Below are 15,037 nucleotides of genomic sequence, written 5' to 3' on the forward strand. Positions count from 1 at the left end.
AATTTCAACTAATGACCGCCTTAATTGGCGGTTTTTGCATTTTGGAGGGGCTATGACTGCTCTGCACAAATCATTCGGCTCGTTCGAAATAAAAGCCGTTGATGAAGAAAAGCGAACATTTACAGGGGTGGCTAGTACACCTAATCAGGATCGTTCAAAAGACATCATGATCCCTAAAGGCGCGAAGTTTCAACTGCCAATGCCGTTGCTATTTCACCACGACATGCGTCAGCCAATTGGACATGTAACCGAAGCAAAGGTCACAGAAAAAGGGATTGAGGTAACGCTACATATTCCTGAAATCAAAGAAGATGGGCGCTTAAAAGAGCGAGTAAATGAAGCTTATCAATCACTGAAGTATGACCTAGTAAAAGGTTTATCAGTTGGTTTTATCCCAAATTGGGATCAAGCCAAAATGATTAAAGGTGGCGGCATTCAGTTTGACGAGTGGGAATGGTACGAACTCTCCCTTGTAACAATCCCTGATAACCGTGATAGCGGAACAGATTTTAGAAAAGCATTTGAGGAACACAAAGCCGCGTTGGGCAAACAACCTCAGAAACCCGCAGCAGATGGCGATTCATCTGAGCAAAAACACGTAATTGTAAAACTTAATAGCCCAACAAAGGGTGGAGTAAAACTATGAATGAATATTTAAAAAAATTGCTAAAGGCATTAGCTGAAAAGAACCAAGCAATGCAGACGGCATTATCTAAATCGGCCGCAGCTGGTACTACACCAGATGAAGAAACCGAAAAAGAAATCCAAGCTCTCGAAAAAGAAATTGCAGCAATTGAAGTCAACATCGAGCGCACTAAAAAGCAAATCGCTGCTACTGAAGCTGCCGCTGAAAATGCGACTCCTGTTGCTGGTGATAATCCAGAAGAATCTAAAAAATCTGCGAAAGGTGATCCAGATCCAAAAGGCGACAATAAGATTATTGTTAAGTCGAACCTTCCTAAAGGTGTTGGATTTGCACAATATGCCCAAGCAAAACTGATTTCTCAGTTAAATGCTAAAGAAGGCCGATTCGAGTCGCCATTGGAAGTTGCTAAGAAAATGGGCTTTGGTGAAGAAGTTCAAGACTTAATTACTAAGGCGACTCTTGGTACTACGACTGATTCAGGTTTTGCAGCGACATTGGTACATGAGAACCATTTGGTTGGTGAGTTTGTTGAATTGCTTCGCCAAGCAACTGTCTTCGATAAGCTTCAAGGCTTCCGTGCAGTTCCTTTCCGTTCAAAAATTCCTTCTCAAGTAACAGGTGGTACGGCTTCATGGGTTGGTGAGGGTGCTGCTAAGCCACTTACAAACCCAACTTTTAGTGAAGTAGAAATCGGAGAGCACAAGCTAGCTGCTATTACGGTTTATACCCAAGAGTTGATGCGTCGCTCAGATCCTTCTGTAAGCGTGCTGGTACGTGATGACTTAATCGCTGCAAGTGCAACATTGGTCGATAACACCTTCCTTGATGCTGTAGCAGCTTCTTCAACTCGTCCGGCTGGTGTACTTAATGGTGTAACCATGACGCCAAACACTGGTGAGACGGCAGCTGCATATGAAAAAGATTTACTTGCATTGATTAACACTTTCGTTACTAACAACTTAAGTTTGGATGGTGCGTACTTCTTGATGTCAGAAACACGTGCAGCACAAATCGCTTTGTTACGTGATGCCTTGGGTAATTCTTATTTCAACGGCATGGCATTACGCGGTTCTCGTACCTTGCTTGGTATTCCTGTAATCACTTCACAAGCACTTGGCAACAAAATCATCCTTGTGAAAACAAGCGAGATCTTACTTGCACAAGATGGTGGTGTGGATGTTTCTTACAGCGACCAAGCGACATTAGTTGATGGTGGAACGACTCACCACTTATGGCAAGAAAACAAATTTGCTGTACGTGTAGAGAAGTTCATTACTTGGGCTAAGCGTCGTCCAGTGGCCGCAGCTTATCTAGACTACACAACTACTCCAACTCCATAAGTTGGCGTATTGATCTTAAAACAGCTCCTTCATTGGGGCTGTTTTCATATCTGAGCAATGAGATTTCATTGTTGAGCTATGGGAGCAGCTATGAAAATTGAATATTTACAGGTTATGCATGACGCCAATGTTGGTGATATCAAAGAAGTAACCGATTTTGAAGCAAATATCTTGATTAAAACAGGTGTTGCTAAGCCTTATGAGGAACCAAAAAAGGCAACAAGCAAACCTAAAAAAGAAGTAAAAACTAGCGAATAAAGGCGGTAAAAATGGGCATTTTTGACTGGTTAAGAGGTAAAAAGAGCTTTCAAAGTGTCCATAGTGCTGGGCAGACTTGGAATAGCCTATTTGTGCAAGAGCCATACTCAGGTGCTTGGCAGAAAAATGATGAATTAACACGTGATGACCTTGTCGCGTCTTATGCTGTTTTTGCATGTGTAAGCCTTATCTCTAAAGATATTGGAAAATTGCCAATTCTCTTGAAGCGCAAGAAAGAAGGGGTGTTGGTTAATGTTGATATCCCTGAAAAGTTGCGAGTTTTAAAGAAACCGAACAATTACCAGACTTGGCAGCAGTTTCAAGAGCAGTGGACATCTAGTTTATTGCTTCGTGGCAATACTTACGTTTGGAAATTGCGCGATGTTTTTGGTGAAGTCTACCGAATGGTGGTGCTTAACCCTGATCTTGTTTGTCCTTTAGTTGATGACTACGGCAATGTGTTTTATCAGTTCAATACAGACCGCTTAACACAAACCGAATCAGTGATTGTTCCTGCCTCTGAAATCATCCATGACCGTATTAACGCTTTCTACCATCCATTAGTTGGTTTATCACCAATTATGGCGTGTGGCGTTGCAGCAGGCATGGGAGTGAAGATAATCAAGAACGCTGCTAACTTCTTTGGAAATGGAAGCAGACCGGGTGGAATCTTGGTTGCTCCAGGATCTATCACGAAAGAAAAGGCTGAAGAAATCCAAGCTCGTTGGAACACGAATTATTCTGGTGCGAACTTTGGTAAGACGGCCGTCATTGGTGATGGCATGACTTACCAATCCTTAGGTATGAGTGCTGCTGACTCTCAAATGATTGAGTTATTAGAAATGTCTGGCCGTGTGGTTTGTAGTGTATTCAATGTTCCACCTTTCAAGATTGGCATTGGCACTGTTCCAGACGATTCAGAGAAGGCTAACGGGATTTATTATTCTGACTGCCTACAAGCCTTAATCGAAGCACGTGAAAACTTATTGGATGAAGGTTTAGACCTGCCATCTTTTAACGTTGAGTCCTTCCTTGATATCGACATGCTTATTCGCATGGATTCTGAACGATTCCATACTATGGTTCGTGATGACGTGAAAGGTTCATTGCTTACACCTAATGAGGGCCGAGCAAAAATCGGCAAATTGCCTCTAAATGGAGGCGATACAGTTTACATGCAACAGCAAAACTTCTCGCTTGAAGCACTTGCTAAGCGTGATGCCAAGGATGACCCATTTAATCCTTCATCTAGCGCTTCACAGTCTGCGGAAACACCGAAACCCGATGCAGAACAGCCAGAAGGTGAAAACGCGCTTAAATCGCTTTATACGGGCGTTTTTAAAGATGATGTGGCTTATAAAAAAGGGCAGTTCGTCACTAAAAATGGCTCGTTATGGCATGTTGAGAATGACCATTTAGGCGAATTTGATCATAAAAACTTTAAGTTGTGCGCGAAGGAGTGGACAGAATGAGCATAGTTACACTTGCAGAAGTCAAAGAACACCTTCGCTATGACGATGATTCAAATGACACGAACTTAGAAATCTATAGAAAAGCGGCTGAATCGGCCGTTTTACGCTATACGGATGTGATTCACCATGTTGAGCCATATCCAGAAGAGTTCCGTTTAGCTGTGCTCGTATTTGTTGGATATTACGACAAACACCGTAACGCCGAAGCAGATGCGCCAGTGAATGGCAATTTTATGCCACAGCCAGTGCAATCTCTTCTATTTACTTATCGAACGCCTACTGCTGTTTGAGGTATTTATGGGTATTCGGGAATATTTATTTGGATGTCAATGTTGGGCATGCAAGAACATTCGTGCAGGTGGTGGGTATCAACCATGCCACAAGGCTAAAAAATCTGGCGAGCTAAGTAAGCCACCAAAAAAACCATGAGGTATTTATGGGACAGAAAGCAAGCGACCTACGTCACCGCATCACCATTCAAAAGCCCATACAAACTCAAGACCCAAAGACAGGTAAATTGATTATCACATGGTCAAATTTCACAACAGTTTGGGCGGAAGTTACCGACTTATCAACACGTGATGTTATTGCTGCCAAAGCAGCCAATAGCTTGATACAAGCCCGTGCAAAAGTGCGATATAGCAGCACAACAAAACAAGTTGATAGCACAATGCGGGTTCTTTTTGAAGGGTACTATTACAAGATTGATGGGAACCCAATGCGAGACCCAGACTCACGCCGTGAGTATTTAACTATCAACCTTGCAACAGGTGATAAAGCATGGAATGGGTAAATTATGACAACTCAAATACATGGCTTGGAGCCTGCATTAAGACGAATGCGGGCAATTGGTAATGACAAGACTGTAAAACGTATTGCCCGTAAAGCGATGCGGCAGGCAATGAACATTGCAAGAGATGCAGCTCGTCAAAAAGTTAAACGTTTAGATGATCCCACCACTCCTGAAAAAATCTGGAAAGAAATTGTGGTTCAAAATGGCCGGAGTAGAAATAAAAACACTTTGGTTATGCGCGTGGGAGTGCGTGGTGGTGCACGTATCCCATATACAAACAATGCTCAAAATAGACGTGCTGGGCGTGTTGGTCAAACTTACCAAGCGGACGGCCGAGTCTTTTACTGGCGATTCCTTGAGTTAGGCACAAGTAAACAACCTGCTACTCCATTTTTACGCCCTGCTTTATACGAAAACATTGAACAAGTTACCGATAAATTTGTTCAGGTGTTTAATTTTGAACTCAGCGTGGTTTTAGGTGCAGCTTAATGATTGATGTTCCAATTTTTAAATTAGCCAGAGCAGATCCAGCGGTTAAGGCTCTACTTGAAAACGATAATATTTTACGTGTCTGGAAGTTTGGATTAGCTCCAGATGAGCCAGAAACACCGTATGTTACTTGGCAAACAATTTCTGGTGATTCAAATAGCAACCTTGATTCACGTCCTGTTTCAGATAATGCAATTATTCAAATTGATGTATATGCAACTGATGAGGAGGTTGTTGAGCAGGTTGCAAAAGCAATTCGCTTCGCAATTGAACTTGATTGTTATGTGGTTCGTTATGGCGAGGCAGATAAGGACCCCGTAACAGGAATGCCCCACTATTCTTTTGATGTTAGCTGGATCGTAAACCGCTAATAAAACTTAAACCATATTTTCACTTAGCACCCATTTCGGGTGCTTTTTTATGCCTAAAATTAAGGAGCGCTCTTAATGGCTAATGTTAAAACTCAAAAAACACAGTTATTTACTGTGTTAAATGGTCAAGTGGTTCGTTTTGTTTGCTCTAAACGGATTGACTTGGGGCAAGATTCATTTCAAAAAATTGATGTAACTTGTCTTGATGCAGAATCAAAACAGTATGTTCGCGGTATGCGTGATCCTGGTGAAGGTGCAGTAGAAATCGATTACGATGATACGAACACCAGTCATGACAAATTAATTGAAATTGCCGAATCCGGAGAGATTTTAGAGTGGCATGTTGGTTCGGGTCATGCTTCCACCGCTCCAACTTATGATGCTACTACCGGTATTGATTTGCCAGAGGATCGTATGTGGTGGTCATTCAAGGGTTATATTAATCCTACTGCACCTAATGCATTTGAAGTCGATTCTGTAGTTGGTTATTCATTCACATTGATTCGTACTTCTGGCGTAACTCCAACTAAACGCACGGTGGCTCCATAATGGCTAAGATCAGCATTACAGACTTAAAGCAGAGTGTAACTACTCTAAACGTTCCAGTTAAAAAAGCCGTCAAGTGGAATGTTGAAGTGACTGAAAGTAATATTGAGTCACTTAAAAAATTGACGAAAAACAATTCATTAGAGCTGGGTGATATTGTTGAGCTTGAAGCTGATATTTTTGTCAAAAAAATGAACTTCAAGGAAAGTCGCGAGGCATCCAAAGCAATTGAATGGGATCTTAATTATGAGAATCTTGAGGATTCAAAGGTTAAGAAAATCGATTCAACTCACATGCAAGCTGCTCAATTACTTGGTTCAATTTGCTCAGATCAAAAGGGAACACCTTTTTTCTCAAGTGTTAATGACATCTATAAAGCAGAGCCTAGTTTAATAAATGCTATGTATGCTGCTGCTGATGAAGTTAATAATTTTTTGGGAAAGTCTCGGAAGAAGAGCTTGCAGACAGAGAACTCCTCATTGAACTCGTCCTCAATGGAATCGGTGGAAGCACTTTAGCAGAAGCCGAATTAAACATTAGTCATAAAGAGTTGATGGAATGGAGAGCCTATCGTCAAAAATATGGCTCTCTTTTCTTTGGTCGCCGGCTAGAGCAAAGCTTTGGAAGCTGGATGGCGCATTACACAGGCTTCAAAGTTAAAGAGGGAACAAAAGTAGACCCTTATATATTTATGCCTCATGAAACGCCTCCAGACGATGACAATTCATTGTCATTAGAGGAGTATTTTGAGAAGTATCATAGTAACTAGCCCTGCCATAAGGTGGGGCATGTGACATTTACATACCGTTTTGTTAAATTGAAGAAAATTGAAAAACGGTGTGATTATGAATAGAGTCTTGATAATTTTTGCCCTATGTTTGGTGGGTGCTGGTTGCGAAAAAGACAATAAAATATCTTCTTCTTTCGCTTCAGAAAGCAGGGAAAAAGTTTCTGAATCCAATTGGAAGGTTGTAGTTAGTAAAGATGAAATGCGTAATAAGGAATTAAAATGGCTTGCTGTTAGGTCGGAGAATAATGCAGATCTAAAATTCCCATATGATGGAGAAAATAGACTTCAACTAGATATATTAGATTCTAAAACAGGCACACCAAGAGTTTTTTTAACAATAGATAAAGGCCAATATGATTGCGGGCGATATGGATGTGATGTTTTTGTGAAATTTGGCGAAAATTCAGTACAGAAAATGGATGTTTCCATTCATGATGTACAAGGTACAGATGGGACTATTCTTGCCTTCTATGGTAATTCTGCTGCTTTTTTAGAAAATATTAAAAAATTTAATTCAATTACTATTGAGGTTCCATTTTATAGAAATGGAACAAGACAATTCAAATTTAACACAACTGGTTTTAGTGAGGCTGAGAGTAAACTTTAAACCAGACCATCTCAATGAACCGCCGTAAGGCGGTTTTTTATTGCCCGGAGAAAAGAAATGGCTACAAATTCACTTGGCAGATTAACACTGGATCTAGTGGTTCAGACGGCTAGTTTTTCAGAGCCACTAAGTAGAGCTGAACGGCAGGCGCGAACATCGAGTCAAGGGATTGCCAATTCTTTAAATATTGCAGCTATTGCTGTAAGTGCATTAAGTGGTGCGGTGGCTGGTCTTTCAGTGGCTCAACTTGTTAATTTTAGTGATCAAGTTATTCAGACTGGAAATGATATTCAAAAGTTTTCAAAACTTGCGAATGCTTCAGTGCGTGAATTTCAGTATTACGCCAAAGGGGCAGAAACTGCTGGAATTTCATTGGAATCTTTTGCAGATAAAATGAAAGACATGCAAGATCGTATAGGCGATTTCCAACAAACTGGTGGTGGGCCTTTAGCTGACTTTTTCACCAATATAGCCCCTAAAGTTGGTGTAACGATTCAACAGTTTCAAAAGCTGTCCGGTCCAGAAGCACTTCAACTATTTTATAACTCATTGGAAAAAGCTGGAGCCTCTACCAATGATATGAAATTCTACATGGAAGCAATCATTTCAGATTCTTCTTTACTTATACCATTGCTAGAAAATGGTGGTGAAGGATTTAAAAAATGGGGTGACGCGGCTGAAAAAGCTGGTGCAATCATGTCTGATGATTTGGTTAAAAGCCTAGCTCAAGCAAGAGAAAACCTTCAATTAATGGATTTACAATGGCAGGGAGTCGAGGCAAGACTTGTAAATAATGTTGTTCCTGCTATCGAAACAGTTATAGAGAATTGGGATGATATTAAAGCGGTAACTATTGCCGTATCTGCTGGCATTGCAACTAGATTTGTTCCTGCTTTGGTTGTCGCTACATATCAACTTGGGCAAACTGCTATTTTTGCAGTTCGTGCGGGCGTGGGCTTAGCAAGCTTTGCAAGATCTGCTGGCGCTACAGCTGGAGTCATGGCTTTACTTGGTGGTCCTGCTGGATTGGCAATGTTAGCAACACAAATTGCTGTAGCTGGTGGTGCATATTTATTGATGACCAAACACACTCAAGATGCAACAAGTGCATTTGAAGAGCAAGGTTTAGCACTTAGTGAACTTCGACAAAAATATAAAAGCTTTACCGCAGCACAGTTAGCTATAAAAGGTATTGAGGCAAGTGAGGAGGTTGAAAAACAAACCAAAGAACTAAAAAGTCTTCTTACAGCGTTAGAACAATTTGAAAACGACTTGAAAGTTCAAGGTGATATTAAGCAATTTACAGCGGTTCAAGCGTACCTTGCTAGCTTAAAACAAGGTGGGGATGAAGCTAAGAATGCTTTTGCTCAGCTACAAAAGCAAGGCTTGGTTAGTGAGAGTACACTTAAGTTTGTTGCTGAATTAGATACAAAAATTAATGCTGCAAATAACTCTATAGATCGTCAAAAAGAGATCCAAAAATTAGTTAAAGATGTTACTGATGAGACAACTAAATCACAGCAAGCTCAAGCAAAAGCTGTCAAAGACTCTACTAAGGCATGGCAATCACTGACACAAAAACAACGTGACTACATTACCCAAGCCAAACAAGATGTGCTTAGAGAAGGATATATCAAGACACTTGTAAGAGAGGGGGTAAGTGTAGATAAAGCGAATGTTTATGCTGATGCACAGATCGCAGCAAATGGAGAAAATGCTTTTAAAGCACCATTGCCAAAGGATGTGCTACTTGCTGCCCGCGAAAACTTCAATCTAAAAAATTATACTTTTAGTAAAGACGAGTTGGCGGCAATTGCTCGTGCGCAAGGTATTGCTAAGGCAAATAATTTTGCTCAGATTGAAAGTTTGTATGGTTTGCCTGCTGGAACACTTGCTGCCTTGATTCTTCAAGAGTCTGGGGCGAATGCTGGAGCAAAAAGTCATACTGGGGCAATAGGTCTTTTCCAAACAACGAGTGTGTTTAGAAAGCAGTATGGTCTTAATGCCAAAAGTTCTACTGAAGAAATTGCAACAGCAGCAGCTAAAGACTTATCTAAACATTTGGCTGATTTTGGAGCCATGGATAAAGCACTCATGGCCTACAATGCAGGTGCAGGTGGCTTAAGAACCTATTTAAAAGGTGGTCTATCAGATAGCAAGCGTAAAGAGGTTGCTGGTTACGCACCGGGTTTCCAGAAGTGGTTCGCCGGAGTATCTGGAAAATCTACTGTAGACAATTCAATTTTAATGCCTACACAGGCAGATCAACTTGAATTAATTAATAAGGCTGCTGAATCTCAAAAAGCCATTGATGATGCTAAAAAAGATGTCGATGCTCGGTATTACACCGAAGCTCAACGACTTGCAAAAGAGCATCAAGATAATATTGAAAAGATTACCTTCGCCTATGCTGGTACACCGCAGCTTAAGGAGATGATTGATAAGGAAAATGCCCTATATGCCGCTCAAATTGCAAAACTTGAGTCTGATAAAAAGGAAGAGTACAACCAGTACTTTGCTTTTGAAACTGATCGAATCAAGCAGATTGAACAAAACTTTGATCGACAAAAAGAGTTAATCGACTCTAATGCCGAGTATGAGTACGGGAAATCGAAAAAAGCTTTAGAGATTAAAGCTGCTCTTGAGCGTCAAAAACAAGTTGAAATTGCTGCCGTAAAACGCGAAGAAGATGCACAAATTCAGTCGGCGTTTGAGGGTTATCTAAACCAGACTGAAATTGTTGTGAAGCGTTACCAACGTGAACGTGAAGAAATACTTCAAACTTATAGTTTAAGTAAACGTGTTCGCGAAGAGATGGCAAAATCTAAGGATTATGCAATTTTTGAAACTTTAAACCAAGCTTCTGACAGCGTCTTTCAAGTTGGTCAGAACTCTGCTCAATCTCTATTTAATAGACTTAATCCTGAAGAGTTTTCAAAGTTTAATTTGCAAAATCAATATTCTTCAGATTTCGGAGGACTCCAAACATCCTATAACGATGAAGTTGCTGGAATAAGTGCAATATCAGATGAGAATCTTCGCAATTCTATGCTTTTAGATGCACATGAGCAGTATTTGCAAGCGAAAGCTGCACTTGATGCAGATTACGCACAAAAAGAGCGTGATTTGGATCAACAGAATTTTGAAACCAAAATGCAAGTCTATTCGCAAATTGCTGGAATGACTGGGCAGGTCTTTTCAGACATGACCGCACTATTAGAGCAAAGTGTTGGGAAGTCAAATGCACTTTACAAAACTATGTTCTTTGCCTCTAAGGCTGCTTCAATAGCTCAAGCAATTGTTAATACGGAGGAAGGTGCTACTAAGGCACTGGCGCAAGGTGGTGCTTATGGGAGTGTTTTGGCTGGAGTTGTTAGGGCAACAGGTTACGCTTCAGTTGGCATCATGGCAGCCCAAACAATCCAAGGTATGGCCCACAACGGTATAGATAATATCCCGCGTGAAGGCACATGGCTTTTAGATGGTGGTGAACGTGTATTAAACCCTCAACAGAACAAAGATTTGACGAATTATTTAAATAATCGTCAAAACGGGGCTAGTGAGGGCAATGTACAAATTAGTCAGCAAATTACGTTTGCTGATGGATCTGCAAGCGTCAATACACAAGGTCAAAAGCAAATTGCTGAATCTCTGAATAATGCAATGGACGCATGGGCTAGACGTGAAAGTCGTCAAGGTGGTGTCTTGTTTAATCTAGTGAGACGCTAATACCTAAATTTAACCACTTAAACCCAAATAAACCCACTTTACTGAGTGGGTTTATTGCTTTTCAGGAAGTGAGAATATGAAAAGATATTTTATAGCATTCCTCTTTGCTTTTTTGATAACTGCAGTTTTTTACATAAGTTTAAGTTTGATTAAGTCTAATCATATTGCATATGCAACAGGTTTTGTATTTGGTTTGGCGCTCACACTCATTTTTCAAAAGGAATCTAAGAGTTCTAAAGCTGCAGAGCTACTAAACAAACATGTAAAAGAATGGGCAGTTCGTGAAAGTAGGTGGGCAGGTTTATTGGCTCCAGATCAAGATACGAAGGATCTAGAAAGTTGCAAAAAACGTTTTAAAGATAGTCCGGTTAGTATGAAAGTTGAGTGGTCAAAAAAAGATGAGTAATCGTAAATTCACTTGGTGCCAAGACTTAGAAGGTAATTCAGGTTCGCAGAGCTTTAATACGTTATCAAGCAAATTTGGCGATGGTTATGAACAAAACATTGCTGTAGGTATCAATAACCGAGCTGGCGAATGGACTTATCAAAGAACGGCTTATAAAGCCGAAATTATGCAAATCAAAGCATTCTTCGATCAACATAAGGGTGCTGACTCGTTCCTTTGGGATTCACCTTTAGACGGTGAGGTCCGAGTTAAAACAGGTGAATATCAACCACGCTGTTTGGGCGGTGATGTTTGGCAAATCTCTACGACATTCACCCAAGTTTTTTACCCTTAATTTAAACCCCTTTAAAGCCCCTTTTTAGGGGCTTTTTTATGCGAGTAAGAAAATGACTAAGCAAGTTATTAATGTTGGTTCAGCTGCAAATGACGGATCAGGAACACCAGCTCGAACAGCTTTCCAGTATATAAACGCAAACTTTACTGAGCTATATGATTTCCTAACTGGAAGCACTAATGGAGCTACGATTCCAACTGCTTTGCCAATTGCAAAGGGTGGTACAGGGGCAACCAGTGCAACATCTGCTCGAACTGCATTAGGTTTGGGGACTGCCGCAACAAGCACAGCCCAGACATCAAAAACTGATACTACACAAAATTCATTAATGCGTAATGGAGCTTTTGGTCTTGGTGATTCTCTTGCTACTGGGACGGGAGCTTATGCTTTAACCGAGTCAGATGCATCGGATTATCCACCTGCGAATGGTTTTGTTTGGTCTAATACCACTGCTTCCTCAACAATACCAGCATATTGTTGTGGATTGACTATGACTCGCGGTGGTGGTGTACACGCACAGATTTTAGCTGCCCCAAGTAGTCATGAAATTTATTACCGAGTAAGACATTCTAATGTGAATTCTGGTGCATATTCACTTTATAAAATGTGGACGCAGAAAAATACGACTGTCGATGGTAATGGATTTATTAAAGCAGCTTCACCAATTGTTAAGTTATTTAATGATCATATCGAATTAAATAATGATGCTGAAAAGCAGCAAATTACTTTTGACAAGCTAGGTGTTGGTGATTACTTAATTCAGGGTTCGCTCGGTTTTGCTCAGGAAGGTTGGTACATCGAAGTACCTAAAGATGCCAACGGTAATACGGTAGTTGCTGTTGAATACTCAACCCTAGAAAATGGCGACATTTCAATCAAGACATACAAGCGTAAGTTTGATATTGAGCTTGCTGCAATCGTTGGTGATCATGAAAATCCAATGGACATTCCTGATGGTCGGTGGATAGACGTTCGATTACATGAAGAGCTAGTTTTAGAGGAGACACTACCAGATGACGCTGAATAGTGATTTCCAGAAACTTTATGTAGACGGCCTTATAACATTGTATGAATTAGATGCCAGCAGCTTAGGTGCTGGCATTTTACGTTTCCATGGGCATATTTCTTATGAAGATTGGGAAAAGATTTATGTCTCAGCTGACTTAACAAGTTGGAAGGCTGACACAGCAACAATCAAGGCCGATAAAGTTTTTAATATTGGCGATCAGAAAGTATGGATGCGAAATATTATTTGGCAAGGTCAAGTTTTTGAGCCAATGGCGCTTGAGGTGTCTGGCCTTGAAATGCGTTCGGACGGTAAAGCTTCAGCACCAACTTTAAGCATGGCCAACAATATCAACGGCATTCAAAATGCTGTGTCTGCTTACTGTTTGCAGTTTAAAGACTTTGCTGGTGCAAAACTTAAAGTGATTACCACACTTGCTAAATACTTAGATGCTGAAAACTTCACAGAAGGCAATCCAATTGCATCGAATGAATCAAAAGAGCAAATCTGGTACATCGAGCAAAAGACATCTGAAAATGCACAACAAGTGACTTTCGAGCTGTCCAATCCAATCGATTTTGAGGGTTTGAAAATTCCTGTACGTCAAATTACTTCACTTTGTCATTGGTGCATGATGGGGAAGTATCGCGGCGAAGAGTGTGGTTATACGGGCGCGGCTATGTTCACAGAAAAAGGTGAGCCAACAGATGACCCGGCACAAGATAATTGTGGAGGTCATTTAAGAGACTGCCGATTGCGTCACGGAGACAATAAACCTTTGCCTTTCGGTGGGTTCCCGGCTTCAAGCTTATTGTGAGGTTTTATGAAACTTACAGCAAAAACCAAAAAAGCAATCATGACCCATGCCGATGAATGCTATCCGCATGAATGCTGTGGGGTAATTGTTGGAAAAGAATATATCCGCTGCCGCAATGTTTCAGCTCAATCTGATCAGTTTGAAATCCATCCTGAAGATTTAGCTATGGCTGAAGATCAAGGCGAAATCTTAGCTTATGTGCATTCCCATCCAGATGGAACAACAAGAGCATCGGAACTCGATCTGATTCAGATTGAACTACATAAAAAGCCGTGGGTAATTTGTTCATATCCGGATCTGGATTTTCAAATCTACGAGCCGTGTGATTATCGCGCCCCTTTAGTGGGGCGTAATTATTTTCATGGCTGGCAAGATTGTTACGCGCTGATTCGTGATTTTTATAGCCGTGAGTTAGGTGTGGAGCTGTTGGATTTTCAGCGAAAAGATGCTTGGTGGGAGGATAAATCCCATCCATCACTTTATCTTGAAAACTATGAAAAAGCAGGCTTCTATGAAGTAGATACACCACAATATGGCGATATGCTTGTTTGTCGTGTTGGGCGTACTGAACATCCCAATCATGCAGTTATATGGTTGGGTAATAATGGGCAGCTTAAATCGGAACAAACTGAGCATTGCATCGGTTCAAGTTTAATCCTTCATCATCCGTATAACCGTAAATCTGTGCGGGAAATATATGGTCAACAATGGCTTGAACGTACTGTAAAAATCTTGAGGCATAGAGATGTTAAAAACAATTAAGTTGTACGGCATCTTGGGGCAAAAATTCGGTCGTGAATTTAAGCTCGATGTCGCAAATACACGTGAAGCCATGCGTGCATTATCTGTTCAGATCGCTGGCTTTGAACACTTTATGTTGCATGCACATGAGCAAGGGCTACGCTTTGCCGTGTTTCTAAAAGGAAAGAACTCGAGTAATAAACGAGGCAAGAAACGCCCAGCAATTTACGATCATGAAACTAAGCGGCTCATTACCGGCGATAACATCGGTGAAGAGCAGCTAGACATGCATACTGAAGCAGACACTATTCATATCGTCCCGCGTGTAATGGGGGCTGGTGGCAATAATGGGATTTTGCAACTTGTACTTGGTGCGATTCTGATAGCTGCTTCATTTATACCAGGTATTGGTCAGGCTGCTCAGGTTGCATTGATAGGTGCAGGTGCTGGCATGGCTATGGGAGGGGTTGCATCAATGCTCATGCCAAAAATTGATAATACTCAAGACCAAAACCAAGATGGCAACCGTGCCAACAAAGGCTTTGGCGGTGCAGTAACTACAGTTGCACAAGGTAATCCTGTTCCAATTCTTTATGGTCAACGGGAAATCGGCGGCTTCATTATCAGTGCTGGTCAATATCCTGAAGATCAGATGTAAATTTTAATTATTTAACAGGCGCTTTCTAGCGCCT

General features: G+C 40.9%; 19 protein-coding genes. All 19 read left to right on the forward strand.

Going from position 1 to position 15,037, the window contains the following annotated elements; translation table 11 throughout:
- Positions 1-52 precede the first annotated feature (52 nt).
- The 19 genes from EGT34_RS15760 to EGT34_RS15845 all read left to right on the forward strand — a co-directional run bounded on the left by EGT34_RS15760 (position 53) and on the right by EGT34_RS15845 (position 15,003).
- Positions 53-646, forward strand: coding sequence for an HK97 family phage prohead protease (locus EGT34_RS15760; protein ID WP_060454559.1), 594 nt, complete (start codon positions 53-55; stop codon positions 644-646).
- On the forward strand, positions 643-1,986 hold the full coding sequence (locus tag EGT34_RS15765) for a phage major capsid protein (protein ID WP_060454558.1): 1,344 nt from the start codon (positions 643-645) through the stop codon (positions 1,984-1,986). The genes EGT34_RS15760 and EGT34_RS15765 overlap by 4 nt, the downstream gene beginning before the upstream one ends.
- Positions 1,987-2,076: 90 nt before the next feature.
- Positions 2,077-2,244, forward strand: coding sequence for a hypothetical protein (locus EGT34_RS21060; protein ID WP_167850441.1), 168 nt, complete (start codon positions 2,077-2,079; stop codon positions 2,242-2,244).
- Between the two features lie 11 nt (positions 2,245-2,255).
- Positions 2,256-3,716 (forward strand): phage portal protein, encoded by a 1,461-nt coding sequence (locus EGT34_RS15770; protein WP_060454557.1) that lies wholly within the window; start codon positions 2,256-2,258, stop codon positions 3,714-3,716.
- Complete coding sequence (locus tag EGT34_RS15775) at positions 3,713-4,006, forward strand: head-tail connector protein (protein WP_039908105.1); 294 nt, start codon at positions 3,713-3,715, stop codon at positions 4,004-4,006. Before EGT34_RS15770 ends, EGT34_RS15775 begins: the two co-directional genes overlap by 4 nt.
- A gap of 146 nt (positions 4,007-4,152) precedes the next feature.
- Entirely contained in the window at positions 4,153-4,509 is a 357-nt protein-coding gene (locus tag EGT34_RS15780; RefSeq protein WP_060454556.1) for a phage head closure protein, read from the forward strand.
- A 3-nt stretch (positions 4,510-4,512) separates the two neighbouring features.
- Entirely contained in the window at positions 4,513-4,998 is a 486-nt protein-coding gene (locus tag EGT34_RS15785; protein ID WP_000211398.1) for an HK97-gp10 family putative phage morphogenesis protein, read from the forward strand.
- Positions 4,998-5,369: a tail completion protein gp17 gene (gp17, locus tag EGT34_RS15790; protein WP_000568015.1), complete on the forward strand. Its 372-nt coding sequence runs from the start codon at positions 4,998-5,000 to the stop codon at positions 5,367-5,369. Before EGT34_RS15785 ends, gp17 begins: the two co-directional genes overlap by 1 nt.
- A gap of 75 nt (positions 5,370-5,444) precedes the next feature.
- Positions 5,445-5,918: a phage tail tube protein gene (locus EGT34_RS15795; protein ID WP_000024425.1), complete on the forward strand. Its 474-nt coding sequence runs from the start codon at positions 5,445-5,447 to the stop codon at positions 5,916-5,918.
- Complete coding sequence (locus EGT34_RS15800; protein ID WP_060454555.1) at positions 5,918-6,433, forward strand: phage tail assembly chaperone family protein, TAC; 516 nt, start codon at positions 5,918-5,920, stop codon at positions 6,431-6,433. The genes EGT34_RS15795 and EGT34_RS15800 overlap by 1 nt, the downstream gene beginning before the upstream one ends.
- A gap of 35 nt (positions 6,434-6,468) precedes the next feature.
- Positions 6,469-6,684: a hypothetical protein gene (locus EGT34_RS15805; protein WP_025468566.1), complete on the forward strand. Its 216-nt coding sequence runs from the start codon at positions 6,469-6,471 to the stop codon at positions 6,682-6,684.
- A 76-nt stretch (positions 6,685-6,760) separates the two neighbouring features.
- The gene (locus tag EGT34_RS15810) at positions 6,761-7,312 is read left to right on the forward strand and encodes a hypothetical protein (protein ID WP_060454554.1); all 552 of its coding nucleotides are present in this window, start codon (positions 6,761-6,763) and stop codon (positions 7,310-7,312) included.
- Between the two features lie 57 nt (positions 7,313-7,369).
- Positions 7,370-11,041: a transglycosylase SLT domain-containing protein gene (locus EGT34_RS15815; RefSeq protein ID WP_125305488.1), complete on the forward strand. Its 3,672-nt coding sequence runs from the start codon at positions 7,370-7,372 to the stop codon at positions 11,039-11,041.
- A gap of 76 nt (positions 11,042-11,117) precedes the next feature.
- Positions 11,118-11,447: a hypothetical protein gene (locus EGT34_RS15820; RefSeq protein WP_060454552.1), complete on the forward strand. Its 330-nt coding sequence runs from the start codon at positions 11,118-11,120 to the stop codon at positions 11,445-11,447.
- Positions 11,440-11,781, forward strand: coding sequence for a phage tail protein (locus EGT34_RS15825; RefSeq protein ID WP_000071079.1), 342 nt, complete (start codon positions 11,440-11,442; stop codon positions 11,779-11,781). Before EGT34_RS15820 ends, EGT34_RS15825 begins: the two co-directional genes overlap by 8 nt.
- A gap of 52 nt (positions 11,782-11,833) precedes the next feature.
- On the forward strand, positions 11,834-12,808 hold the full coding sequence (locus tag EGT34_RS21320; protein WP_060454551.1) for a hypothetical protein: 975 nt from the start codon (positions 11,834-11,836) through the stop codon (positions 12,806-12,808).
- Positions 12,795-13,604 (forward strand): phage minor tail protein L, encoded by an 810-nt coding sequence (locus EGT34_RS15835; protein WP_060454550.1) that lies wholly within the window; start codon positions 12,795-12,797, stop codon positions 13,602-13,604. The genes EGT34_RS21320 and EGT34_RS15835 overlap by 14 nt, the downstream gene beginning before the upstream one ends.
- Before the next feature lie 6 nt (positions 13,605-13,610).
- Positions 13,611-14,366: a C40 family peptidase gene (locus EGT34_RS15840; RefSeq protein ID WP_060454549.1), complete on the forward strand. Its 756-nt coding sequence runs from the start codon at positions 13,611-13,613 to the stop codon at positions 14,364-14,366.
- On the forward strand, positions 14,350-15,003 hold the full coding sequence (locus EGT34_RS15845) for a tail assembly protein (RefSeq protein ID WP_106451090.1): 654 nt from the start codon (positions 14,350-14,352) through the stop codon (positions 15,001-15,003). Before EGT34_RS15840 ends, EGT34_RS15845 begins: the two co-directional genes overlap by 17 nt.
- Positions 15,004-15,037 lie beyond the last annotated feature (34 nt).

The sequence above is a fragment of the Acinetobacter sp. FDAARGOS_558 genome (genome assembly GCF_003937785.1).
GTDB classification, from domain to species: Bacteria; Pseudomonadota; Gammaproteobacteria; order Pseudomonadales; family Moraxellaceae; genus Acinetobacter; species Acinetobacter baumannii.